The organism is Sphingopyxis sp. H115 (genome assembly GCF_001468465.1).
In the GTDB taxonomy this organism is placed as follows: domain Bacteria; phylum Pseudomonadota; class Alphaproteobacteria; order Sphingomonadales; family Sphingomonadaceae; genus Sphingopyxis.
In genome coordinates, this window is sequence record NZ_LNSA01000004.1 from 162,129 (window position 1) to 185,313 (window position 23,185).

Annotated in this window: 18 protein-coding genes; 15 read left to right on the top strand and 3 right to left on the bottom strand. The window is 65.2% G+C overall.

What is annotated here, in order from left to right:
- Window positions 1-3: 3 nt before the first annotated feature.
- Window positions 4-834, bottom strand: coding sequence for a histidine utilization repressor (gene hutC, locus ATE71_RS04780; protein ID WP_235587904.1), 831 nt, complete (start codon window positions 832-834; stop codon window positions 4-6).
- Window positions 835-1,203: 369 nt separating this feature from the next.
- On the opposite strand from hutC, the gene ATE71_RS04785 reads away from it, so the two are divergent.
- The 15 genes from ATE71_RS04785 (at window position 1,204) to ATE71_RS04850 (ending at window position 18,371) form a co-directional block, all read left to right on the top strand.
- Window positions 1,204-3,333: a ParB/RepB/Spo0J family partition protein gene (locus tag ATE71_RS04785; RefSeq protein ID WP_058802333.1), complete on the top strand. Its 2,130-nt coding sequence runs from the start codon at window positions 1,204-1,206 to the stop codon at window positions 3,331-3,333.
- A 150-nt stretch (window positions 3,334-3,483) separates the two neighbouring features.
- Complete coding sequence (locus tag ATE71_RS04790; RefSeq protein ID WP_058802402.1) at window positions 3,484-3,975, top strand: hypothetical protein; 492 nt, start codon at window positions 3,484-3,486, stop codon at window positions 3,973-3,975.
- The gene (locus ATE71_RS04795) at window positions 3,968-4,471 is read left to right on the top strand and encodes a hypothetical protein (RefSeq protein ID WP_058802334.1); all 504 of its coding nucleotides are present in this window, start codon (window positions 3,968-3,970) and stop codon (window positions 4,469-4,471) included. The genes ATE71_RS04790 and ATE71_RS04795 overlap by 8 nt, the downstream gene beginning before the upstream one ends.
- Window positions 4,472-4,541: 70 nt before the next feature.
- Complete coding sequence (locus tag ATE71_RS04800; RefSeq protein WP_058802335.1) at window positions 4,542-5,018, top strand: hypothetical protein; 477 nt, start codon at window positions 4,542-4,544, stop codon at window positions 5,016-5,018.
- Between the two features lie 262 nt (window positions 5,019-5,280).
- Window positions 5,281-5,805 (top strand): DUF7007 domain-containing protein, encoded by a 525-nt coding sequence (locus ATE71_RS04805; RefSeq protein ID WP_235587905.1) that lies wholly within the window; start codon window positions 5,281-5,283, stop codon window positions 5,803-5,805.
- 91 nt (window positions 5,806-5,896) lie between these two features.
- Complete coding sequence (locus ATE71_RS04810; RefSeq protein ID WP_058802336.1) at window positions 5,897-10,237, top strand: strawberry notch-like NTP hydrolase domain-containing protein; 4,341 nt, start codon at window positions 5,897-5,899, stop codon at window positions 10,235-10,237.
- Window positions 10,238-10,248: 11 nt separating this feature from the next.
- Window positions 10,249-11,280 carry a toprim domain-containing protein gene (locus ATE71_RS04815; RefSeq protein WP_058802337.1) on the top strand — a complete coding sequence of 344 codons (1,032 nt, stop codon included), beginning with the start codon at window positions 10,249-10,251 and terminating at the stop codon, window positions 11,278-11,280.
- A 306-nt stretch (window positions 11,281-11,586) separates the two neighbouring features.
- Window positions 11,587-12,519 carry a DUF2493 domain-containing protein gene (locus ATE71_RS04820; RefSeq protein ID WP_058802338.1) on the top strand — a complete coding sequence of 311 codons (933 nt, stop codon included), beginning with the start codon at window positions 11,587-11,589 and terminating at the stop codon, window positions 12,517-12,519.
- A 243-nt stretch (window positions 12,520-12,762) separates the two neighbouring features.
- Window positions 12,763-13,506: a helix-turn-helix transcriptional regulator gene (locus tag ATE71_RS04825; protein ID WP_058802339.1), complete on the top strand. Its 744-nt coding sequence runs from the start codon at window positions 12,763-12,765 to the stop codon at window positions 13,504-13,506.
- 90 nt (window positions 13,507-13,596) lie between these two features.
- Entirely contained in the window at window positions 13,597-14,214 is a 618-nt protein-coding gene (locus tag ATE71_RS04830) for an acyl-homoserine-lactone synthase (RefSeq protein WP_058802340.1), read from the top strand.
- Between the two features lie 13 nt (window positions 14,215-14,227).
- Entirely contained in the window at window positions 14,228-15,139 is a 912-nt protein-coding gene (locus ATE71_RS04835; protein WP_058802341.1) for a phytanoyl-CoA dioxygenase family protein, read from the top strand.
- Window positions 15,136-15,774, top strand: coding sequence for a GntR family transcriptional regulator (locus tag ATE71_RS04840; protein WP_058802342.1), 639 nt, complete (start codon window positions 15,136-15,138; stop codon window positions 15,772-15,774). Before ATE71_RS04835 ends, ATE71_RS04840 begins: the two co-directional genes overlap by 4 nt.
- Window positions 15,775-15,815: 41 nt before the next feature.
- A complete protein-coding gene (locus ATE71_RS22420; protein ID WP_160328008.1) occupies window positions 15,816-15,977 on the top strand; it encodes a hypothetical protein in 162 nt (53 codons plus the stop codon).
- Between the two features lie 55 nt (window positions 15,978-16,032).
- Entirely contained in the window at window positions 16,033-16,683 is a 651-nt protein-coding gene (locus tag ATE71_RS04845) for a lasso peptide biosynthesis B2 protein (protein WP_082665081.1), read from the top strand.
- Window positions 16,602-18,371, top strand: a complete 1,770-nt coding sequence (locus tag ATE71_RS04850; protein ID WP_152998648.1) for an asparagine synthetase B family protein — start codon at window positions 16,602-16,604, stop codon at window positions 18,369-18,371. The genes ATE71_RS04845 and ATE71_RS04850 overlap by 82 nt, the downstream gene beginning before the upstream one ends.
- On the opposite strand, the gene ATE71_RS04855 is transcribed toward ATE71_RS04850, so the two are convergent.
- Window positions 18,272-20,242 (bottom strand): Atxe2 family lasso peptide isopeptidase, encoded by a 1,971-nt coding sequence (locus ATE71_RS04855; RefSeq protein WP_058802345.1) that lies wholly within the window; start codon window positions 20,240-20,242, stop codon window positions 18,272-18,274. The two genes, ATE71_RS04850 and ATE71_RS04855, sit on opposite strands and share 100 nt — an antisense overlap.
- A complete protein-coding gene (locus ATE71_RS04860) occupies window positions 20,236-23,166 on the bottom strand; it encodes a TonB-dependent receptor (protein ID WP_058802346.1) in 2,931 nt (976 codons plus the stop codon). Before ATE71_RS04860 ends, ATE71_RS04855 begins: the two co-directional genes overlap by 7 nt.
- Window positions 23,167-23,185 lie beyond the last annotated feature (19 nt).

The following is a 23,185-nucleotide window of genomic DNA, read 5'->3' on the forward strand; positions in this document are numbered from 1 at the left end:
GCGTCAGTCGTCGACCGAAAAAGCTGCGGAAAGCTCGAAGCGCGTGCCGGGATGGGAGAGCCAGGCGTGCGACACCAGCCGACCGTTGCTCCAGGTCCGCCGGGTCATGCGCAGAACCGGTTCCCCCTCGTTGAGACCAAGCATGCCGCGCGTGTGCGCGTCGGGCATTTCCGCGCGGACGCGGTGCTCGACCCGCTCGAGCGGCGCGGTGCGCGTCAAATATTCATTGGGCGTCAACTGCGTGAAATCGAGCGTACCATAATCCGGCGCGGCGGACGCAAGCACGAACCGCTCCTCAAGCTGGATCGGAAATTCGGCCTCGTGATGGACGATGATCGAGTGGAAGATTTTCGTACCCACCGGCACCTCCAGCAGCGCGGCGGTGTCGGCGTTGGCCTTCTCCTCGACATTCTGGACGACCCTCGCCCGATAGTCATGACCGCGTCCGCGAATTTCCTCGGCGATGTTCCGAATCTCGATCATGTGCCCGATTGGTTTGGGTTCGGCGATGAACGAGCCGCTGCCTGCGCGGCGGATGATGATACCTGCCGATTGCAACTCGCGAAGCGCCCGGTTTGCCGTCATGCGCGAGACGTCGAATTGCCCGACCAGATCGGCTTCCGACGGCACGCGGTCGCCCGGTTTCAAACGGCCGTCACGGATCGCATCATGGATGCTCTGTTTGATCGCTGCGTAGCGCGGTGGGGCATCCGGGGAAGCAACGTCGGCAGACCGCTGGGCGCTGTTCAAGTTCAGTCGAGGCATAAGATCCATCACCCGTCTATACAGGTGAAACCGTTTAGATTCCAAGCGCTCCGACTTATTTCGTTGCAAAAGTCGAACCGCATTGCCGAGCGATCCTCCTCACGAAGCTTCGGCTTTCGAGACCTTAGGCATCTACCGTGAATGGCGGGCGAAAATTTGGTGCTTGGCACGACGTCGGTTGGGGGCAGCGACAGTTTTGACCGATGCGGAAGAGCCGGGAACTGATGAAGCCCGGTAATATCCGCAGACGGGGCATTATCCACTAGTCGGTGTGGTCATTCAGCGTCAATCCGACCTCCTCATCGCTTTGTGGTGACAAATGTTGCGCGCTCCCAGAAGCGGCTGGGCAAGCCCAGCCGAGAGGGAGAGGAGCCGGGTGCCGGGTGGCGAGTCAAGGGCCGAGAGAGTGTCTCGCGGCGCTCGCCACGGAGATGGCAAATGGCCAGAGCACAACCGAAAATCACCCTCAGCCCTTCAAGGGACCTTCCCTTCGACAAGCTGAGGCTTTCCCAATCCAACGTTCGCCGGACGAAGGCCGGTGAAACCATCCCGGAGCTTGCGGAAGATATCGCACGCCTGGGGCTGCTCCAGAGCCTCAATGTGCGGCCCCTTCTCGACCCGGGCGGCGAGGAAACGGGCCTGTTTGAAGTTCCGGCCGGTGGCCGGCGCTTTCGCGCGCTCGAACGTCTCGTGAAACAGAAGCGGCTGGCGAAAGATGCGCTGATTCCGTGCATCGTCCAGCCGACTGATCGCGCTATTCTCGCCGAAGACGACAGTTTCGCGGAAAACGCGCGGCGCGAGGCGCTCCACCCGCTCGACCAGTTTCGCGCGATGCAGGCGATGGCCGATAAGGGCGAGGATATCGAGACGATCGCGGCCAACTGCTTCGTGACGCCGGCCGTTGTTCGGCAGCGTATGAAACTCGCCTCGGTCTCGCCCACGTTGCACGAAGTCTATGCCGAGGACGGCATGAGCCTCGATCAACTAATGGCCTTCACCGTCTCGGACGACCATGCTCGCCAGGAGCAGGTCTTCGAGATGCTGCGGACGAGCTACAACACTTCACCGTCATACATCCGCCAGAAGCTGACCGAGAACAGCGTCCGCGCGGTCGACAAGCGGGTCCGCTTCGTGACCGTCGATGCCTATGTTGCGGCGGGCGGGAGCGTGGTTCGCGACCTGTTCGAGCGCGACGACGGCGGCTGGCTCACCGATCCGCCGCTCCTCGACCGCCTCGTCGATGAAAAGCTCGCGGCGGAGGCCGAACGCATCGGCGTCGAGGGCTGGAAATGGGTCGAAGCCGGAATCGAGATCCCGTGGCACGCAGGCCGCGACATGCGCCGGATCGTCGGCGACGAAGTGCCGATCAGCGACGCCGAACAGGAACGCCTGACGATGCTCGAGGCCGATGCGGAAATTCTCAGCGACGAATGGAACGACGCCGGCGAGGTCCCCGACGAGATCCACGCCAAGCTCGAGGCGATCGATGCCGAGATAGGCGCCTTGACCGAGCGGCCGCAGATTTTCGATCCTGCGGAAGTGCCAATCGCCGGCGTCTTCGTCTCGATCGAGCATGACGGCTCGCTGCGTGTCGAGCGCGGCTTCGTGCGTCCCGAAGACGAACCCGAGGCGGAGAGCGAAGACGGTCCCGGCGCGGACGCCGACGCCGCCGCTAACGGCGCGGACGACGCGGCGCGGGGGGGCGATGGCGCTGCCGGACAGGGCGGCGATGCTGCAAGCGGTGACGAGGAAGAGGACGCCGGGCTCAAGCCGATGTCCGATCGGCTCGTCTCGGACCTGACGGCGTGGCGCACGCTCGCGCTGCAAGACGCCGTCGCGCGCTGTCCGTCGACCGCCTTTGCCGCGGTGCTTCACGCTTTCGTCATTTCGTGCTTCTTTGGATACAGCCGCGAGGGCTGCGTGCAAGTTCATGTGAACGGCGTTGCCTTCTCGAACGCGCCAGCGGGCCTTCGCGACTGTCCGCCCGGACGGGCGATCGCCGAACGCCATGAGGCGTGGCGCGCGCGGATGCCGAAGACCGATCGCGATGCCTGGGACTGGCTCCTGACACTGGACGACGATGAGCAGGCGAGTCTCTTCGCGCATTGCGCGTCGCTCGGTGTCAACGCGCAGGCCGAGATCGTACCCAAATATGACAACGGCCGCATCTCCTCGCACACGGTCGCGCGCCGCATCGCGCACAGCCATGTTCTGGCGCGCGCGGTGGGACTTGACCTCATCGGGGCCGGGTGGCGTCCGACCGTGGAGAGCTATTTCAAGGCAGTTCCCAAGCCGCGGCTACTCGCCGATGTGGCCGAGGCGCGCGGCGACCAGTTCGCGGGAATGATCGACCATCTGAAAAAGGCGGACATGGCCCGCGAAGCTGAACGGCTGCTCGAAGAGACGAACTGGCTGCCCGAGCCGCTGCGCACACCGGATGAGCAAGGAGCCACGCCGCCGCCGCCCGCGAACGACGATGGGGCCGACACGCTGCCACCCGGTCTCGCCGACGATGTCAGTGACGCCGCCGACTACGCCGGAAGTGCCGACTCGATGGCCGCCGAATGACGCGGGCCGCGCCGTGCGGCTAACCCTTGAAATGATACTCCCGAAAGCCCGGCCGTCGCGCCGGGCTTTCGGCTTTTCGGAGACTGAAAATGGACAGACTGAACAATGCCATCGGATCGGCACTCCCGACCCCTTTTAATGGAGGACGCCATGGCTGATCGTGTTTCCATCTCGATCACGATCGGCGGGCGCGTGAGCGCGGACACTTACGCGCTGCTCGCCGAGATCGTCGCCGCCGAAGATCTCTCCACCGAGTGGGACGGACCCGCTTTCGAGCCGGGTCATCGCGCGATCGGCGATGCCCTGTCGCTCTTCGCGCACGAGGTCGCGTGGGGCCGCGTCGAGCGGCTCGAAAGCTTCTGCGCCGAGCATGGCCTGCCGTTCGCCCGCTGGTCGGGCGGCTATCCCGGCGAATGGAGCGCCGAGCGTATCGTCTTCCGGGGCGAAGGCGAACTCCACTCCTACATCGTCGACGAGAATGACCGGGTGATGATCGACCGGCATCTCGTCGTTGACCGCGGCAGCGTCGAGACGATCCTCGCCTATTTCGACGAGGCGGCGTTCGAAGTGCCGCCGCTGATTGTCGAGGGCGATCCCGAGCTTGCGGCGGCTGCGGACGAGGGGAGTGACCGTCATGGCTGACTATTTCTCCCAAATCGTCGTTCGCCCCGACATCCCGAAGACGGCGATGACCGCGCTCGAATATGTCATCCTCGCGACGATGTTCGACGCGGAGCCCGTCGGCGAGGACGTCTATTTCTCGGCCTCCGACGGGGTGAGCGACTTCGTCTTGCTGGACGTCGCCGAAGTGAAGAGGATGATCGCGGCCGAGGAGGGCATTGCGAGCAGCGTCACCGATGTCGTCCGCGAGGGGCTGGAAAAGCTCGATCCGGAAGCGGATGAGTTCGAAGTCGACATGTCTATGGTCAGCTTCGAAGGCATATTCGAGGATGTCGTGAAGCGTTCTGCGCTCGATTACATCGAGATCGAGACGGCGTGGAGCTGCTCGAAGATGCGCCCCGACGGCTTCGGCGGCGCCGCCACCCTGATCAGCAAATCCGGGATGGTCAGCATGTCGACCGCCAGCTTCCTCGAAGAGGCGATCGGCGCGCTGTCACTCGGCCCGCCGACTGGCTGACCGAACCTTTCCCATCCCCAACTTAGAGCCCGGCCGCAGCGCCGGGCTTTCCTTTTTCAGGAGACCCGAAATGTCACCGATCGATATCTATTGCCATGCGCCGCTCGGCGCGAAGATCCGCTTCTCCAACGGCGAGCCGCGTCCGCCCGAGCGCTTCACGCGCAAGGTGAAGGCGTGGGAGAATGACAACGGCACCGGCACGCTCGTCGAATATAGTCCCGGATGCGAGAGCAAGACATACTCGCATCCGCCGACCTTCGCGCTGCATCTGGCGACTTACAGCAGCGGCGGCGTCCAGATTCTCGTCGTGCGCCGCATTTATTCGGTCGCGAGCCGGCTCGATTTCGAGATCGTCGAGCGCCCGCGACCCGGCATGGCCCGGGTGCTCACGGTCATGGGCGAGGGCGACGAACTGCGTCACCTCGCTGCCGACGAGGCGGCGGCGCAGGCGTGGCTCGCCGAGCATCGCTATCATAATGCGCGCATAGAGCTGGTCGACGATCCCGATGCCGCCAACCGTCCGCTGTTTCGCGGGAGGGCGGCATGAGCGATATTGTTGCCGAATATGGCATCACAGCCGACGGGCTCTGGGCGGCCCGAATCGATTATCTCGCGCTGATCGCGATTCCGATACGTGACGGCTATCGCCTGGCGACCGCCTCGACGCGATCGAAGCCGATCTCGGAGTGGTCGGCGGCCGATGGTTTCGGCTTCGACGGGCAGGTTCGCGACGAAACCGGATTCCGCGCGCATGTCGAAGACTGTTTGCGTCACGTCCGCCAACGCGCAGCACGCGCATCGACCAGCCGATGTCGACGCCGTGGGGCCCGTCGCAGGTTGCAACGCGCTACACCGAAGGCATCATCTGCTACGACACAGCGAGCCATGGCGGCTTTTTCCTCGATGAAAGGCGCAATGCCGCGATGCATTCCGCGCTTCGGCTGCCGGAGGGCTGGTACGAGGAGGATTGCGACTGGGCTCTCGTCGCGACCGGCTATCCGCATTTCTTCACCGACAGGGAGAGGAGGTCGGCGGACAAGACGCTCCGCGACTGGCACCCTGATGCCTGGGAGAGCTTTCACGGCCGGCCGCTTGAACGCTCCGAATCTTTCGCGCGCGACCGCGAAGGGTTCGAACGCGATCATGCGGAGGACTGGATCGTGATTGCGGTGACCCAGTCGCATGCGCATCCAGGTGATGTCATCGGTATCGCGTCGCGCGGCGGCACGCGCGGTGCCGCGCTCACGCGCAGCTTTATCATTCAGGGAAGCGAGTATGCGAGGGGTAAGCACGGCTTCGTGATCGATCCCGCGCGGCATTTGCCATTGGATTGAGAGGGAGAGGCTGCGGCGGAACGGGGGAGCCGCCGGGCCAAGAGAGAGCGCCGGGCGGCTCGCCCCGTCCTGCTCTCCCGAGGATTCCGACATGCAATCACTTCCTTCCCGCGCGGCGCAAGGCTCCTCGATGCGCGCGCCTTCTTCCGCCGCACCGCGCCTTCTCGCTGCCGCCGAAACGATCCTGCCGCTTCTCGAGGCCGGGCAGCCCTTCGACACGGGCCAGCTTCGCGCCGCGATGATCTCTGCCTTCGGCGCCACCGATGCCGAGGGCGGCTGGGACTGGAAGGCGGCTTATGACGCGTGCGAGGGCGCGCAGATTCTCCTGCTGCGCGCCTATGGGCGCGCGCTGATGAGCCGGGCCGGCTCATCCCAGCACCGCCTGACGATGTGGGACCGGATCGCGTGGCGAATCCCGACCCACACGCGCCGGTCGGAAACGGGCCAGACGCTCCAGCAATTCTCAACGCCGCTCCCGCTCGCTTATGTCGCGGCCGAGGCCGCTTCGATCATCGCAGGCGACATTGTTCTTGAGCCCTCCGCCGGCACCGGGATGCTGGCGATCCATGGCGAGCTGGCGGGCGCCATGCTCGCGCTCAACGAGCTCGATCCGGGTCGCGCCGAATTTCTTGAACTGCTGTTTCCGGGCATCGGCGTGACACGTCACGATGCCGCCTCGATCGACGATCGACTGGACCAAGGGGTCCGCCCTGATATCATCCTCATGAACCCTCCCTTCTCGGCCGTCGCGAGCGTCGACCGTCCGATGCGCGATGCCGCGCTCCGTCATATCGCCTCTGCGCTCGCCCGGCTCCGCGACGGCGGACGGCTGGTCGCCATTGTCGGCGCGAACTGTTCGCCGGAGGCGCCCGCCTGGCGCGACGCCTTTATGCGCTTGCAGGAGCATGGCGCGCTACGCTTCTCGGCGGCGATTGCCGGGAAGGTCTATGCGAAGCATGGCACCACGACGAGCACGCGGCTGCTCGTATTGGACAAGGTCCCCGCAATCGACCCGGCAAGGCTTGTCCCGAGCCGCGGCGAGGCGCCCGACCTCGCGACGCTTCTGGCATGGGTCGAAAGCGATGTCCCGTCCCGGCCAGGGCCGGCGGCGCCCCATCGCGCTGCCCTATCCTCTCGGTCGGCGATACCAAGCTTCGCCCGCGCAGCGGCTTTGGCCCCGACGGCAGCCGTCGTCGAACGCCCGGCGCATGAGACCGCTACCGAGCTCGCCTATGTGGCGCGCGACTGGAAGGCGCCCGAAGGCCGCCTCGGCGACACGATCTACGAACCTTATGCGCTCCAGTCGCTCTCCATCGACGGGGCGCACCCGCATCCGACCGCGCTGGTGCAGTCTGCGGCGATGGCCTCGGTCGCGCCGCCGAAACCTTCCTATCGGCCGCATCTTCCCGCGCGGTTGGTGACGGGTGGCATCCTCTCCGACGCGCAGCTGGAATCTGTGATCTATGCCGGCGAAGCCCATGGCGGTCATCTTTCGGGGGCCTGGATGGTCGACGAGACGTGGGACATGCTGTCGGCGGTCAGCGACGACAATGAGGAGGCGGTCCGCTTCCGGCGCGGCTGGTTCCTCGGCGACGGGACCGGCGCCGGCAAAGGGCGGCAGGTTGCTGGGATCATTCTCGACAATATGCTCAAGGGTCGGCGCCGCGCCGTCTGGCTGTCGGTGTCGGACCGGCTGCTCGAAGATGCACAGCGCGACTGGTCGGCGCTCGGGCAGGAACGGCTGCTCGTCACGCCGCTTTCGCGCTTCCGGCAGGGCACGCCGATCAAGCTCGCCGAAGGCATCCTGTTCACCACATACGCAACGCTGCGCAGCCAGGCGCGCGAGGGCAAGGCGAGCCGCGTCGAGCAGATCGTCGAATGGCTCGGCCGCGATTTCGACGGGGTGATCGTCTTCGACGAGGCGCATGCGATGGCGAACGCCGCCGGCGGCAAGGGAGTGCGCGGCGAGCAGAAACCGTCGCAACAGGGCCGCGCCGGTCTGCGGCTTCAGCATGCCCTCCCCGATGCGCGCATCGTCTATGTCTCGGCGACCGGCGCAACGACGGTCCAGAACCTTGCCTATGCGCAGCGCTTGGGTCTCTGGAGCGGCACCGACTTCCCCTTCGCGTCGCGAAGCGAATTCGTGGCGGCGATCGAGGATGGCGGCGTCGCGGCAATGGAGGTACTCGCACGCGATCTGAAGGCGCTCGGCCTCTATGCGGCGCGGTCGCTTTCGTTCGATGGCGTCGAATATGAGCTGCTCGAGCATGCGCTGACCGATGAGCAGCGGCGCATCTATGACAGCTATGCGGGGGCCTTCCAGATCATCCACAACAATCTTGATGCTGCGATGGAGGCTGCCGGCGTGACGAGTTCGCTTCACGGCACGCTCAACGCGCAGGCGAAGTCGGCGGCCCGCTCGGCTTTCGAGAGCACCAAGCAGCGCTTCTTCAATCATCTCATCACCGCGATGCAGACCCCGAGCACGATCGCGAGCATCGCGGGCGATCTCGAGGCGGGGCATGCCGCGGTGGTGCAGATCGTCTCGACCGGCGAGGCGCTGCAAGAACGGCGGCTCGCCGAAATCCCGACCGAGGAATGGGGCGATGTGTCGGTCGACATCACGCCGCGCGAATATGTCCTCGACTATCTTGCGCACAGCTTCCCCATCCAGCTTTACGAGCCCTGCACCGACAGCGAAGGCAATCTTGCCTCGCGCGCCGCGTTTGACGGCGACGGCAGTCCGATCGTCAATCGCGAGGCCTGCCGCAGGCGCGATGCGATGATCGAAAAGCTTGCGTCACTCCCGCCGGTGCCGGGGGCGCTCGACCAGATCGTCCAGCATTTCGGGATCGACGTGGTCGCTGAAGTGACGGGGCGCTCGCGGCGCATCGTGCCGGTCAAGGCGGGGGACGGCTCGACGCGCTTCGCGGTCCAGAACCGGCCTGGCAGCGCCAATCTCGGCGAAACCCACGCCTTCATGGACGACGAGAAGCGCATCCTCGTCTTCTCCGAGGCCGGAGGCACGGGGCGCTCCTATCATGCAGACCTCGGTGTCAGGAACCAGCGCCGCCGCATTCACTATCTGCTCGAACCCGGCTGGAAGGCCGACACCGCGATCCAGGGCTTCGGGCGCACCAACCGGACGAACCAGAAGCAGCCGCCGCTCTTCCGTCCCGTCTCGACTGATGTGAAGGCGCAGAAGCGCTTCATCTCGACGATCGCGAGGCGGCTCGACACGCTGGGCGCGATCACGCGCGGGCAGCGGCAGACCGGCGGCCAGAATATGTTCCGGCCTGAGGAAAATCTGGAATCCTTCTATGCGCGCGATGCGCTGCGCCAGCTCTACCAGCTCCTCGCCGACGGCAAGGTCGAGGGGTGCTCGCTGCTCGCCTTCGAGGCGGCGACAGGTCTGTCGCTCCTCGACGACGGCGGCCTCAAGGACGAGTTGCCGCCGATCACGACTTTTCTCAACCGCATGCTCGCGCTGACGATCGATTTCCAGAACATCCTCTTCGAGATCTTCGAGGGGCTCCTCGCGAGCCGGATCGAGGGCGCGATCGCGTCGGGAACCTACGAGATGGGCCTCGAGACGCTGCGCGCCGAGAGCTTCCTCGTCACCGGGCGCGAGACGATCTACACGCACCCCGGCACCGGCGCCGTGACGCAGTTGCTCACCATCGAGCGCAAGGACCGGGTCGCGCCGCTGCTTCTCGTGGACGCGGTGGAGCTTGCCGCATCCTGGAGCGGTCAGCACGTCGTCAACGCCCGCTCGGGCCGCGCCGCGGTTCAGCTGCGCGCGCGCAGTCTCATCGACGATGATGGCGCCGTTCACCGCCGGGTCGCTCTCCAGCGTCCGCTCGAGAAAATGCATATGCTCGCAGAGGATTTCGAGCATTCGCACTGGCACGCGGTCGACGCGGAGGCGTTCGGGGCAGCTTGGAACGCCGAACTTGTCGAGCTTCCAAGCCATGAGATGTCGACGCTTCACATCGTCGCCGGGTTGCTGCTCCCGATCTGGAAGCGCCTGCCGAAGGAATCGACGCGGGTCTATCGCCTGCAGTCCGATGCCGGCGAGCGCATCATCGGGCGCAAGGTCTCGCCGGCATGGTCCGCTAGCGTTACGGGGGATGCGCCGCCGGGTCTTGCCGTGCCCGATGCATGGCGGATGTTGCAGGCGGGCGACATCTCGCTCGTCATCGCGGAAGGCCAGACGCTACGGCGGGTGAGCGCAATGAACGACTGGCGGATCGAGCTTTCGGGCTTCAACGATCTCGGCGTCGAGCGGCTGAAGACGATGGGCTTGATTTCGGAAATCGTCTCGTGGAAACTGAAGCTGTACGTGCCGGCAGGGGCTGCTGGCGCCGACGTGTTCGCTGCGCTCGTCGATCGCTTTCCGATCGCGCGGGTTCTCGATCGCAAGGCCGCCTGAAGGAGCCCCGCATGTCCAGTCCAGCTTCAGATGTCGCGCGCCACCTTGGGGAAAATGCCGAGGCCGTGTGTCGTCGCTACCTCTCGAACGGTCGTCGCGAGGGCCATTACTGGATGGTCGGCGATGTCCGCAACACGCCCGGGCGCAGTCTCTATGTACGCCTCTCCTCCAGCGGGGATGGCGGCGCCGCGGGCAAATGGACCGACGCGGCAAGCGGCGACCATGGCGATCTTCTCGACATCATCGCGGCGAGCTGTGGTCACGCGGGCTTTCGCGAAACATTGGACGAAGCGCGGCGCTTTCTCAGTCTGCCGCCATCACTTGAGGGACCACGAAACCCGGCACCTAGCAAGGCGCAGAGGGGTTCGCCGGAATCGGCGCGAAGGCTGCTGGCTGCTACGAAACCGCTCAGGGGCAGTCTCGGCGAGGCCTATCTCGCTGGCCGATTGATCACCGATTTTCATGCCGGGGATCCCGTGCGATTCCACCCGCACTGCTTTTACCGGCCGTCCAGCGATGACGCGCCCCGAGGGCGGCGGGCGTGGCCAGCGATAATCGCGGCTGTCACTGACCTCGCCGGGACCGTCACAGGCGTGCATAGGACCTGGCTCGATCCCGAGACCAAGGACAAAGCGCCGGTGGCCTATCCTCGTCGGGCTATGGGTCATCTCCTCGGCAATGGCGTCCGCTTCGGTGCCTCCGGCGTCGTCATGGCCGCGGGCGAAGGCCTTGAGACCATCCTCTCGCTGCGGCAGGTCATGCCGACCCTGCCGATGATCGCCGGTCTATCGGGAGCGCATCTTGCCGCCATCGCTTTTCCGGAGCGTCTCAAGCGACTCTATGTTGCGCGCGACGATGATCCCGCCGGCGACACCGCTTTGGCGAAGCTCGGCGAGCGTGCGTCCGAATGCGGTATCGAGGCCTGCCCGCTCGAACCCCGGCATGGCGACTTTAACGGCGATCTGCGAGCGCTGGGCCGAAGCGCGATGGCGGCTTCGCTTCGCGGTCAGCTTATGTCCGCCGATCGCATGGAATATCTCTGAGCGCGTCGGGATCGCCGGAACAGGCAGGAGATGGCGGGAGCTGCGCTAGCCTTCCGCTGCAGGCGCGCCCCGGCCTTCGTTAGAGGGCGACTGCTGCATGCAGGGCAGCACCGCAATGGCGGGCGCACGGCTATTTTCCGCCGGGGCCATGCGGCCCCTTTGCATCGCGAGGCAAAATAGCCGCGCGCCCGCCATCCTCCGCTGCGCTCCAGTCGCGGCATGCCGCGATGCGGTCCTGCCCCGAATGCCGCGAGCCGTCGCCACGAAGGCCGCGCGAGGCGCGGCTCAGACAGACGGAGACCCAAGATGCACGGCGATGCCACCTCCCAGGACCAACCCGCCGAGCCCGGCACAACTGCCTATCTCCTCCAGGAAATGCAGCTCTTCGGTTACCGACCCTTCGAGGATGAACCCGATCCGAGGCCGCTTCCCGACGCCCGCCTCGCCGGCGGGGCGATTGCTGATATGTTCGACGCGCTGGCGGGCTGCCTCGCAGAAACGCGTATCGAACCCGACCTCGACGACCTCCTCTGGAACCTCGTCAACATCTTCCACCGCGCCGGCGACCGTGTCGAACGCGCGCTGGACGACAATGAGCAGCTGCAACGGCGGCTTCAGCGCGAGCAGGACGGCAGCGAGATACGCTCGGTCGAGCTTGAGCGGGCCACGCGCGAAGGAATTTCGCTGATCGAACGCCGAGACACGATGGAATTCTTCCGCGACGGGGCCGCCGAGCAATTCCGGATCCATTGCCGCAAAGCCTGGGCACCCCGCAGCGGATCGCGGGCGCAGCACCGGTCGATGACCGCGGCACTGATCGACAGCCGCGATTTTCTCGACACGCGGCTGCGTCAGAAGGCGGCCGCTCTCCTACCCGAGGGCACGCGCATTTTGTTCACTGGCGGCGCGGACGTCGACGATCACCGGGCGATATGGGGCGCCCTCGACCGGGCTCGCGATCGCCATCCCGACATGATCCTGCTCCATGGAGCGACACCGACGGGGGCCGAACGCATCGCCGCCTGCTGGGCCGAGACCCGCAGCGTGACCCAGGTCGCCTTTCGTCCCGACTGGAACCGTCATGGCAAATCCGCACCGTTCAAGCGCAATGACCGGATGCTGGAAGCGCTGCCCGTCGGAATCATCCTTTTCCCCGGCACCGGCATCCAGGACAATCTCGCCGACAAGGCTGCGAAGATGGGGCTCCCCGTTTGGGATTTCCGGAGGCGCGGCCGCTGAAGGCTTAGGCCGCTCGCACAGGCCTCTGGCAAAATAGCCCCAATCTGGTTCTATCTCGCGAATATGTTTGAAATATATTCGCAACATCCGCAATTTTACATCGTTGTAGATCGCTCCGACCAGCGGCGATCGCCCGTCGCCGGCGGGACGGCCCATTGAGAGGGCATAGCTCGCAGGCCATGACGAGGAGCAGCGACGGTCGGCCGACTTGGCGACGACCGCCGTTCGCTGCCACGGGTCGCAATGCCGACGATGGACGCTGCGCATGCTTTTGCGCTCGACGTCACGAAGGTGAAAGATGCGGCGGGTCTCGCTGATCTGCTGAGGGAGGCCTGCGCGCTGATGGGCTGCGCCTGGTTCGCGCTGAGCCACCATGTCGATTTCCTCGCGGCTCCCGACAGGGGCGTTCGCGTCCACAACTATCCCGAGGACTGGGCGCGCTGGTTCGACGAGCGTGGCCTTGGGCTCACCGATCCGGTGCATCGCGCCAGCCACCGCAGTCTCGAGGGTTTCTTCTGGCGCAACATGAAGCCGCTTTCAGGCGAACGGCCCGAAGACGAACTGGTCCTCAGCGAAGCGCAGCGGCACGGGATCGGTGACGGTCTGACCATCCCGGCGCACATCCCCGGCGAGGCGCATGGTTCGGTATCCTTTGCCTGGACGCCGGGGATCGCCGCTAACGACCGGGCGCTGCTCTTTGCCCGGATGATCGGCGGGCCGGCCTTCGAAGCCGCGCGCCTGCTCGCCAATCCGGGCCTCGCCCGCGTCGGACCGCGCTTGACCGACCGCCAGCGCGAATGCCTGATCCTGGCAGCCAAGGGCAATCCGATATGGCGGATCGGCCGCATCCTCGATCTGAGCCCCGATACCGTTCGCGAGCATCTGCGCAACGCCCGGCTAAGGTATGACGCCAAGGGCGGGACCGTGCTCGCGGTGCGTGCCCTATATGATGGCGACATCAGCTTCGAGGAGGTCGCGAAGCGCTGAGTTTTTTCGCTGGCACCCCCCTATCGTGCTATGGTGGAGCGGCAAAAAGCCGTTCAATTGGATGGTCTCTTTCGAAAAGGAGACACATCCATGCTTTCCGTAATCGACCATTCCAACCGCGGGCACGAGCATCAATTGCTCCGCGCCATGTTCGAGGCGCGCAAGCGCGTCTTCATCGATCTTCTAAAGTGGGACCTGCCGGTGCTCGCCGACCGGTTCGAGATCGATCATTTCGACGACCCCCATGCGACCTATCTGATCGTCGGCGATCAGGACGGCGGGCATCTCGCCTCGACGCGCCTCCTTCCCACCACGCGCCCGGCTCTTCTCGATGGTCTCTTCCCCGGCCTCGTCGCCGGCATCCCGCCGTCCGGTCCCGATATCTTCGAAATCACCCGCTTCTGCCTGTCGCCGGGAATCGGAGCGCGCCAGCGCCGCATCGCGCGCGACACGCTTCTTGTCGGCCTCGTCGACTTTGCGCTCGCCAACGGCATCCGCTCCTACACCGGCGTCGCCGAACTCGACTGGTTCGCTCAGATCCGGACCTTCGGCTGGGACTGCCGATCGCTGGGCGAACCCGCCATTTACGATGGCCGCGCTCTGACCGCGCTGCTTATCGAGATCGACCGGGACACGCCTGCAAAGCTCGAAGCGGCGGGGATTGTTTCGGGGAGTGCCGCGTTGCCGGTCGCGGCCGATGCAGCTTGAAGGGAGGCAGTCCATGATCACCAATATCGCTCCAGCTGATAGCCATCAGCCAGTCTCCGCTCAGATGCGGGCACTCAAGGAAGACGGTTATGCGATCGTCCGCGCGGCGGCTCCGACCGAGCTGATTGCGGCTATCGATCGGGACCTCGATCCGCGCTACGCCGCGACGCCTTTTTGCGAGGGCGGCTTCTATGGCGAGCGCACCAAGCGCTTCGGGCGCCTGCTCATCCGCTCGCCCCATGTCGGCGCGCTGGTGATGAACCCGGCCATCCTCGCCCTCGCCGAGGCGGCGCTCGGCGACTGGTGCGAGCGCATCCAGCTCAATCTCGCCCAGGCGATCGAGCTGCATCCGGGAGCCCTTCCGCAGTTTCCGCACCGCGATCAGGACATGTGGCAAGGCACGCTCGGCGAGGTCGAATATCTCGTGAATGTCATGTGGCCGCTGACGCCCTTCACCGCCGAGAATGGCGCCACGATCATATGGCCGAAAAGCCTTGGACTCGAAGCGCTAGTCGAAGAGCCGGCCGAGGAACCGATCATTGCCGAGACCGTGCCGGGCGACGCCATCGTCTTCCTGGGTTCGACGCTTCACGGCGCTGGCGGCAATTGCAGCCCGTCGGTTCGGCGCGGGATCATCATCAGCTACTGCCTCGGCTGGCTGAAACCCTATGAGAACCAGTGGCTCGCCTATCCACCCGACGTCGCGAAGGACTTTCCACCCGAGCTGGCGGCCTTGACCGGTTATGTCCAGCATCGCCCGAACCTCGGCAACTTCGAGGGTCAGTGTCCCTCGATCCTGTTCCGCGGCTATCCCCCTGACCCGATCGCCGCCGTGGATGCGCTCCGGCCCGATCAGCAGGCGCTTCTTGCCGACTATATCGGCGACCGACGATCGGCGGGCGGAGACGGGACGCTCGCGGCATGAGCCCGGGCACCACGATGGAGCGGGTCTATCTGGACCTCAAGGCGCGTATCCTGTCGGGCACCTATCCGCCCGGTACGCGCCTGGAGGCGGCGCAGCTCGCAAAGTCGCTGGCGGCCAGCGCTACCCCGGTTCGCGACGCCCTGTATCGCCTGTCGGGCGAGCGGATTATAGAGAGCTGGCACCAGGAGGGGTTTCGGCAGCCCCTCCTGAATGAGGCGGACTTGGTCGAACTCTATTGGTGGACCGGCGCTCTCCTTTCGCTGGCGTTGAAGGGGAGGACACCGAGGCCCGATTTGCCCGGCGGGCTGATCTCGCTCGCGAATCACCAGTCCTATCCCGAGGGGCTCAATGGCCTCTTCCGGACCATCGCAATTGCCAGCGGCAATGGCGAACTTCGCGCTTCCATCGTCAATTGTGTCGAGCGAAGCATGACAATCCGCACATTGGAGGCTCGTGTCGACGGGTCTGTGGGCGACGCGCTCACGGCGATGGCGGACGATTACCGGTTCGGTCGGTGGAGCGCGTTACGCAGCAAAATCACGCGCTTCCATCGCCGCCGCGCCTCCTATGCCGGCCGCGTCGCGGCCGAGATCCGGCGGCGGTCCGAGCCGCTGGATAATATTCGAAGAATATGAGTCGTATTAAATTCCTATACGGCGCGGTCTCCTTAGCTTCGATGGAGCCGCAATTCCGCGGCATCATGGAGGAAACGATCATGGATCGCGAGACCAACGACCTCGTCGAGCTCGGCAGCGTCAGCGCAGACACCCTCGGCGATTTCGGCCCCCCGGTCGAAATCGGCGGGAAGGACCTGCAGAACGGCATCAGCCTCGACTGAGCCGATCGTTCGGGTGTCGGCGCGACCCGCCGGCACCCGGATACGGTATGATGCGATGAGCTGGAAACTCGCACCCGGTGTGGGCTTTTGCACCGTTGGCCCGGATATGATCTTTCTCGATCTCCGGCGCGACCGCTACTTACTCATGACGGATGCCCGGCGCGCGGCATTCGATCGGCTTCTCGCCGGCAAGCCCAATGACAGCGATGCTATGACGCTGCTCGTCGACACCGGCCTCTTCGTCCGCAGCGATTTTGGTTTTCGCATCGAAGCGCCCGCAATCGACGTTCCGACAGACGATCTCAGCCGCCCGGACTCCGAGCGGAGCGGCCTTCGATCGCTCTTCGGCGCCTGGTGCGCATTGGCTTGGGCCGCGCGGGCACTGAAGCCCGACCGGCTACCTTCGACCATAGAGCAACTGCTTCGCGACAAGCGGCTTCTGGACAGAAGCGGACACGAGAGTGAATTGAGAGCGTTGGGGACGGCATTCGCGCGCTCGCGGACCTTCGTTCCGATCGCGCCCCGCTGCCTTGTCGATTCGCTCGCGCTATACCGAATGGCGCTTCGCAGGAGCCTCGCGCCAACGCTGGTCTTCGGAGTGCGCACCAATCCCTTCGCGGCGCATTGCTGGCTCCAGTCGGGCGCGTATGTCCTGACGGGAACGGCGGAGGAGGCACGAAACTATCAGCCGATTCTGGTCGTATGATGGAGCAAGCTATCCTCGGATTTCTGGGCGGCGAACCTTTGGCGACAGAGCTTGCAGTGGCAGCCGGTAGGCATGGGCTGCGTTCGTTGGACCGCCTCGTTCCGGAACTAGCGCTTTTCGCAGGTGAAGGCGTCGGTATATCGATCCACGATCCGGGACGCCTGGTTCTTGGCGATTGGTTCGAGAATTCGCGCTCGACTTCATGGGGCAATTATCTCGAGTTTATGGTGGACCAGGCCGAAGGCCTGACGATCAGCCGGGCTCCGATCACCGGGATGCCGCTATACTGGCTGGAGGTAGCGGGAGGGGTTCTGCTCTTCTCGCACCTCGAGCTGATTGAAACCTTCAGTGTCGCCCTCTCCGTCGATGAGGAATATCTTCGTTACCTCCTGTCGTTCAGCAACTTTCGCACGGCGAGAACCGGGCTGTCAGGGGCCCAGGAGCTTCTACCGGGAACGGCGCTTATCCTTGGCCGCGGACTTCCGACGACCGAGACTTTTTGGTCTCCATGGCCGCATGCGCGAGAGAGCGTGGGCGAAGGTGACGCCCCCATTCTTCTTGAGCAGCGCATTCGCGCTTGCGTTTCGGCTTGGGCCAACAGTCGCGACAGCATCGTTGTCGAGTTGTCCGGCGGCCTCGACAGCTCGATCGTCGCGGCGGCGCTGGCGCAGGGCGAACACGCCTTTTCCGCCGCGACGATCGCGACTGCCAGCCCCGATGGCGATGAAAGACGCTTTGCTCGCGCCGTCGCCGAAAGATGCGGCATCGACCTTGTCGAATATGTGCATGGCGACGCTGTGCTTGACCTCACCGCAGGCCCCGCGTTCCTGGCACCGCGCCCGGCCACCTATGGCGTCCTCGCAGGGATCGACGCGGCTCTCGGTTCCGCGACAAATGAGATGTCGGGGTCCAGCATCTTTACCGGGATCGGTGGAGACAATGTCTTCGCGATTAATCGGTCGATCATGCCGGCGCTCGATGCGTTACTTTCGCTCGGTCCGCTCCCGCGCAGCCTTGCGGCTCTCAATGATTGCGCCCGCCTCTGCAATGCAACCGTCTGGAGGGCAGCCCGAGCCGTCTGGCGGCAGTGGCGCGCGGGCAGAGATGCCGCCTGGCCTCGCGACGATGGATATTGCGTGCGGACCATGCTCCCCGATGAGCCGCTGCCGCACCCATGGGACGAGGTCGTGGATGACCTCCCCGTCGGCAAGATCCGTCACGTACAATCCATATTGCGAATTGGCGATTTTCTGGATCGTCCCGGGCGCTGGTACGGACGCGATGTCGTCGCTCCGCTGTTGTCGCAGCCGGTGGTCGAGCTTTGTCTCGCTATTCCGTCCTGGGCGTGGGTCGCGCGCGGCCGTGATCGGGCGGTCGCGCGCGCAGCCTTTGCGAGCCACCTCCCCGCCATCGTCGCATGGCGCCGCAACAAGGGGCGGCTCGAGACGATGTGCGCCGAGGCGTTCCTGGCGCAGCGCCGCTCCCTTGCGCCCATACTGCTGGAGGGGCGGCTCGCACGCGAGGGTCTGATCGATCGGAAGAGGGTTGAAGCCTATCTGGCGCGCGAACGGATCGAGGGCGACTATGACTACTTTCGTTTGCTCGAACTCGCAGATATCGAACTTTGGATCGCATCGGTTTCCGACTTGGGCGCCGGGAAATTCAGGCCGGTCCAACGCGCATACTGAGCTATTTTGGCAGGATCGGGATCGATGTAGCCCTGCAGCCAGAAGCGGAACCAGTCGAGGTTGCGCTGGTACACAGCAAGCTTCTGCCTTGGCTCGGCCTTGATGTGCGGGGCGAAGGGAAAGACGTGGAGTTCACCTTTTCCGCTCGCTGAGAGGCGGGCCTGCAGTTCGGGCGAAAGTCGGGCCTCCTGCTCCGGGAGCTGCATCAGCACGGGGGCGGTGATCTTGTCGACCTGGAGCGAGGGCGAGCGCCGCTTCCAATCGGCTGCATCGATGTCGGGCGCGCCGAGACCCCATTGAGTCTCGAGATTCTGGCGGAAGAAATCGCGTCCGATGCCGGCGTTGAACCAGTAATAGGCGGGCTCGGCCTGCACCGACGCGATCGAGACCGCACTCAGAAGCTTGCTGTGGGTCGCTGTCCACATCGCAACCTCGCTGCCGAAACTGAGACCGCCCATCCCGACGCGGCCGGGGTCGACAAGCCCGCGGCGATCCAGCTCCGCTACAGCAGCGCGCACCGCTGCGAGGCCCAGCTCATAACGGGCTTCGGCTTTCGCCCCGCCCGATGGCAGCTGGTTGATGCAAAGCGCGGCAATCCCGCTGGCGGCCAAGGCGCGAAGTGGCCACTCATTGCCGAGCCCGCCGCGAAGGTAACCGGCGCAGCGATAGTAAGTGATGAAAAGCGGCAGCCGTCCGGGGAACTTCGGGCGGACGAGCCAACCCGACGCACGGCTGCCGCCCACCTGCCACTCGATCGCCTCGGTGAGAAGATCGTCGTGGTCAGGAAGGTCGTTGGGTCGGTCGAGGACGAGGGTTCCGCTGCCATCCAGCGCAATTCGCTGCAGTTGTGGAGGCATGGCGGCGCTCTCGGCTACGCAGAAGGCCGCCGTTTGCGACGCCGCACATGCCGCCATCTCACCGCCGCCGCTCAAAAGGCCTGGGCTGGCCGCGAGGCGCGTCAGGCCGGTCGCCTTAGCCCAGAGAAAAACGCTCTGACGAACTTTCCGGTCGCGCGTCGTCACCACGAAACGTCCATCGCCGACCGCCATTCCCTTCCAGATTTTTGGCGCGTCGGGATCGCCGCAGGGTGCTTCCACAGCGCAGATGCCGGCTTGCGACGCGGCCGCGCGAAAAGGCTCGGGAAGCGGTTGCGGCGATGGTCGGAGAAGCTCCGCCTCGATAGCGTGGGCGGGTCGCTCTCTCGCCGTAGTCGGATCCCGACGAACAATCTGTCGCGGCAATCGGTCGAGGAGCGCCTCCCGATCGAACCAGTCGCCATTGAGACGCTGGCTTGCGGGTCGGCCCGCGATCATTGCCCCTCGATAAAGCGTCTGCGCGAGATCGACCCGTCCATCGGCCAAAATGCCGCTGTCCCGCTCATTCTCTTCGGCCCGCGCGATCGCGGCACGCGAGGGCCCGAGTTCGAATATGATGCCGCCATCGGGGGCGACTGCAAAGCGTTCGATATCGGCGTCGCGAACGATCAATGGTGCGAGGGCGCCGCTGGGGCGGCCTTCCCATAGTCCCGTGGCGCCGTCCACCCGCGCGCGGAAATAGAAGCGGTCGCTTTCCGGCGACCAGGCGGCTGAGCCCGCTTCGACGATCCCGGTTCCATTCCAGCTCGCATGGCCGCCATCGCCGATCCTCCGTGGCGGTGTGGCTCCATCGGTGCCGACGAGATACCAGGCGGTCTCGATCTGTCCGCTCATGGTCGACGGGCGCTCGCGGCGGTAGAGCAGCCAGCGCCCGTCGGGAGAGACCGCGAGCCCAGAAAAGTCGGTCATCTCTACGAGCTCGCGGGGACTTGTCTGGGCGGCGGCCGGCGAAGCCGCCGCAAGGAAAACCGCCGCCCAGACCGCTTGTCTCACCACCGGATCGTGGCCTGCAGCGAGATGGTGCGTCCGAGCGGATTCGCCTTTTCGGGGTCATAGGCGAGCGCCGATGTATTGGTCCGGTTGTTCACATAGGGCGGATCGCGATCGAACAGATTGAGGATGCTCAGCCCCAGTTGCAGGCCGCGTTCATTGTCATCACCGCCGAAGCGTTGGGCGAGGCTGAGGTCGAACGTTGTCCAGGACGATACGCGCTCCGGGACCGCGGGGATCTGGTTGAGATAGCCGCCGACATAGTTGGCGAAGAGGGTCGCCGCAAAACCTCCGCGCGACCAGCCGGCGCGTCCGCGCAGCCGCCACTTCGCCGGATTTGCGAATGTGCCCACGACGTCCACCGCCGGCGTGCCCGGCGTAAGCTGCCGATCGATCCGGAAGATGTGGCTTCCCGACAGACCAAGGTCAATCTGGCCGCCGGCGAGCTCCGTTGCGTAGCCAAGATCGAAATCGAGCCCGGTCTGGCGCATGGCGGACAGGTTGCGGACCTGACCGTCGAGAATGGCATCGACATCGCCCGGCGCGAGGCCAAGCGGATTCGTGAAGGTCGGGAACGAGAAATAATAAGCGAGAAGTTCGGCCGACGGATTCTCGGTTACCACGCCGCCGAACAGGTCGCGGCGGGACAGGAAGCGAAGATAATCCTCGCTGACCGAGCCGATACGGTCGCGATAGTCGACATCATAATAGGTGACCGACGCTTTAAGCCCGCGGATCGACGGGGGCGCGACGTCGAGGCCGACCGTCCAGGTGGTCGCTTTCTCCGGCTTGATGCCGGGACCGTAGCCGAAGAGCCCGATGACGTTGGCGGTGCCTGTCGGCGAGCTCGGGTCGGGTACGCGCAGCGTCGTATAGTTCGAGACAGCCGGGCCAATCAGTTCGTCGAACGCAGGTGCGCGGAACGAGGTCCCGTAGCTGCCGCGCACAGCAATGCCGGGGAGCGCTTCCCAGCGGAGCCCGAGCTTCGGGTTGGTCGTGCGCCCGACGTCGCTATAGTCCTCGATCCGGCCTGCAAGCGAAAGGTCGAGCCGCTCGATGCCGGCAACGCTGTTGTCGGGACCAAAGAGCGGCACGAGAATCTCAGCATATGCCGAGCGTACGTGACGCGGCCCCGGCAGCCCGGTGAGCGCGGTAGTGCTGGGCGTCGCACGGCTCAGGTCGTTGACCGTGAAATTCTCATAGCGTTCGCGGCGGTACTCGGCGCCGAAGGCGACCCGCATGTCGCCGCCGGGCAGGCGAATGAGCGAACCATCGACGCGAAGCGCCGCGGACCAGCTTTCATAATCGTCGCGCGATCCGATGCTTCCGCGAATGGCCGCTGTAGTTGCGGGATTGTTCGCGGTTCCGTTACCGAAAACATTGAATGCCGTCGCGCGGTTGGTGTCCGCGATCGCCGCCGCAAGGCGCGCGCGGTTCGGAATGTTGATACTGTCGCTCCGGCTCTTCTGGCGCCCATAGGCGCCGCCAAGCTGGATCCGCCACGCGCCGATCGCCTGCTCGAGGCTGGCCGAACTGCTGATGCCTCGCACCCGTCCCGTGTCGATAGGCGCGCCGAGATCATTCGCGAAATTATAGTTCACGCTGACTTGTTGCCGCGTCCCGATAGGATCGACGTAGAAAGGGTTGGTCACCGGCACCCGCACGATGCTCAGATACTGGTTGAGCGCAACTTTCCGATAGTCGCGCTGGGCAGCGAGCGTGCTGGCCCGGAACGTGAGGCTGTCCGTAAGGTCGAACTCGAGCGCGGCATAGGCGCTGTGGATGCGCTGGCGAGGAAGGAGATCGCTCGCCGCGCGGCGGTCTCCCGGATTGCGAGTTCCAGCGACGAGCTGGCCCGGAGTCAGCGCCGTCCCGTTCTGCCCGGCCGGAATCGCGAAGGTCTGCCCATTAGCCGCGGTGATCGTCCCCGGCACGGCGAACAGCGAGCGGTAGTCCGGCCCACCGAATGGACGCAGGTCTTCGGTCGCAAAATCCCGGTCTGCTGCGGCAAGCGCGTCGCGTTGGCTGAACTGGTAGGCGAGCACGAGATGGCCGCGGTCCCATTTTCGTCCGAATAGCTGGCCGATCTGGACTTCGCCCATATCCCCATCAGCGGTGCCGACCCGAAAGAGGGTTTCGGCTCCCTCGAACTGGTTCCTCAGCCGGATGTTCACGACGCCGGCGACAGCATCGGCTCCGTAGATCGCCGAGGCGCCATCGGTCAGGATCTCGACCCGGTCGATCGCGCCTAGCGGGATCAGCGATACGTCCGCGAATACGCCTCCGAGCCCGCCGAGGGCGGGCCTACTGCCGTCGATCAGAACAAGGGTCGAGGATGGGCCCAGTCCGCGCAGGTTGACGCTCGAACCATAGGTGCCGTCGGTTCCCGCGCCGTTTCGAGTGGTCGCTCCGAGGGTCGTCTCGTTAGGTCCGCCCGCAAAGGATTGCGGGAGCGCTTGAAGAAGCTGCTGCACCGATCCCGTGCCGCTCTTCTCGATATCGGCGCGACCAAGCGTGACGACTGGCGATCCCACCGGTCCGGCGCCGCGAATGCGCGTGCCGGTCACAACGATCGCTTCGTTGACCCCGTCAGTCGATCCCGCCTCCGCCGCATCGCCGTTTCCCGCGCGCAGCACCCACGCGCCTTCCACCAGTTCAATGGTCAAGCCTGTGCCGGAAAGGAGGCGGGAAAGGGCGGCGTCGGGAGAGAGGCGCCCGCGGACACGGTTGCTGCGTCGGCCTTCGAGCAGGCTCGAAGCCGCGATGACCTCGCGGCCGGAAATGTCCGAATATTTGCGAAGCGCGTCGCTAAGACGCTGTGCCTCGATGTTGTATGTCTGCTCGCCCGTCTGCGCGCACGCGCTGGGTGCATAGAGTGCGGTCGCCGATACGCCCGAAGCCAGAACGGCCGCGAAAAATTTCATCGTCATTCATCCCTCCCGTGCGGCC

Coding starts and splice junctions, on each gene's coding strand:
- ATE71_RS04785 (WP_058802333.1), top strand. CDS start 1,204: ATGGCCAGAGCACAACCGAAAATCACCCTCAGCCCTTCAAGGGACCTT.
- ATE71_RS04790 (WP_058802402.1), top strand. CDS start 3,484: ATGGCTGATCGTGTTTCCATCTCGATCACGATCGGCGGGCGCGTGAGC.
- ATE71_RS04840 (WP_058802342.1), top strand. CDS start 15,136: ATGAGCCCGGGCACCACGATGGAGCGGGTCTATCTGGACCTCAAGGCG.
- ATE71_RS04810 (WP_058802336.1), top strand. CDS start 5,897: ATGCAATCACTTCCTTCCCGCGCGGCGCAAGGCTCCTCGATGCGCGCG.
- ATE71_RS22420 (WP_160328008.1), top strand. CDS start 15,816: ATGGAGCCGCAATTCCGCGGCATCATGGAGGAAACGATCATGGATCGC.
- ATE71_RS04800 (WP_058802335.1), top strand. CDS start 4,542: ATGTCACCGATCGATATCTATTGCCATGCGCCGCTCGGCGCGAAGATC.
- ATE71_RS04815 (WP_058802337.1), top strand. CDS start 10,249: ATGTCCAGTCCAGCTTCAGATGTCGCGCGCCACCTTGGGGAAAATGCC.
- ATE71_RS04860 (WP_058802346.1), bottom strand. CDS start 23,166: ATGACGATGAAATTTTTCGCGGCCGTTCTGGCTTCGGGCGTATCGGCG.
- ATE71_RS04830 (WP_058802340.1), top strand. CDS start 13,597: ATGCTTTCCGTAATCGACCATTCCAACCGCGGGCACGAGCATCAATTG.
- ATE71_RS04805 (WP_235587905.1), top strand. CDS start 5,281: ATGTCGACGCCGTGGGGCCCGTCGCAGGTTGCAACGCGCTACACCGAA.
- ATE71_RS04795 (WP_058802334.1), top strand. CDS start 3,968: ATGGCTGACTATTTCTCCCAAATCGTCGTTCGCCCCGACATCCCGAAG.
- ATE71_RS04820 (WP_058802338.1), top strand. CDS start 11,587: ATGCACGGCGATGCCACCTCCCAGGACCAACCCGCCGAGCCCGGCACA.
- ATE71_RS04845 (WP_082665081.1), top strand. CDS start 16,033: ATGAGCTGGAAACTCGCACCCGGTGTGGGCTTTTGCACCGTTGGCCCG.
- ATE71_RS04835 (WP_058802341.1), top strand. CDS start 14,228: ATGATCACCAATATCGCTCCAGCTGATAGCCATCAGCCAGTCTCCGCT.
- ATE71_RS04825 (WP_058802339.1), top strand. CDS start 12,763: ATGCCGACGATGGACGCTGCGCATGCTTTTGCGCTCGACGTCACGAAG.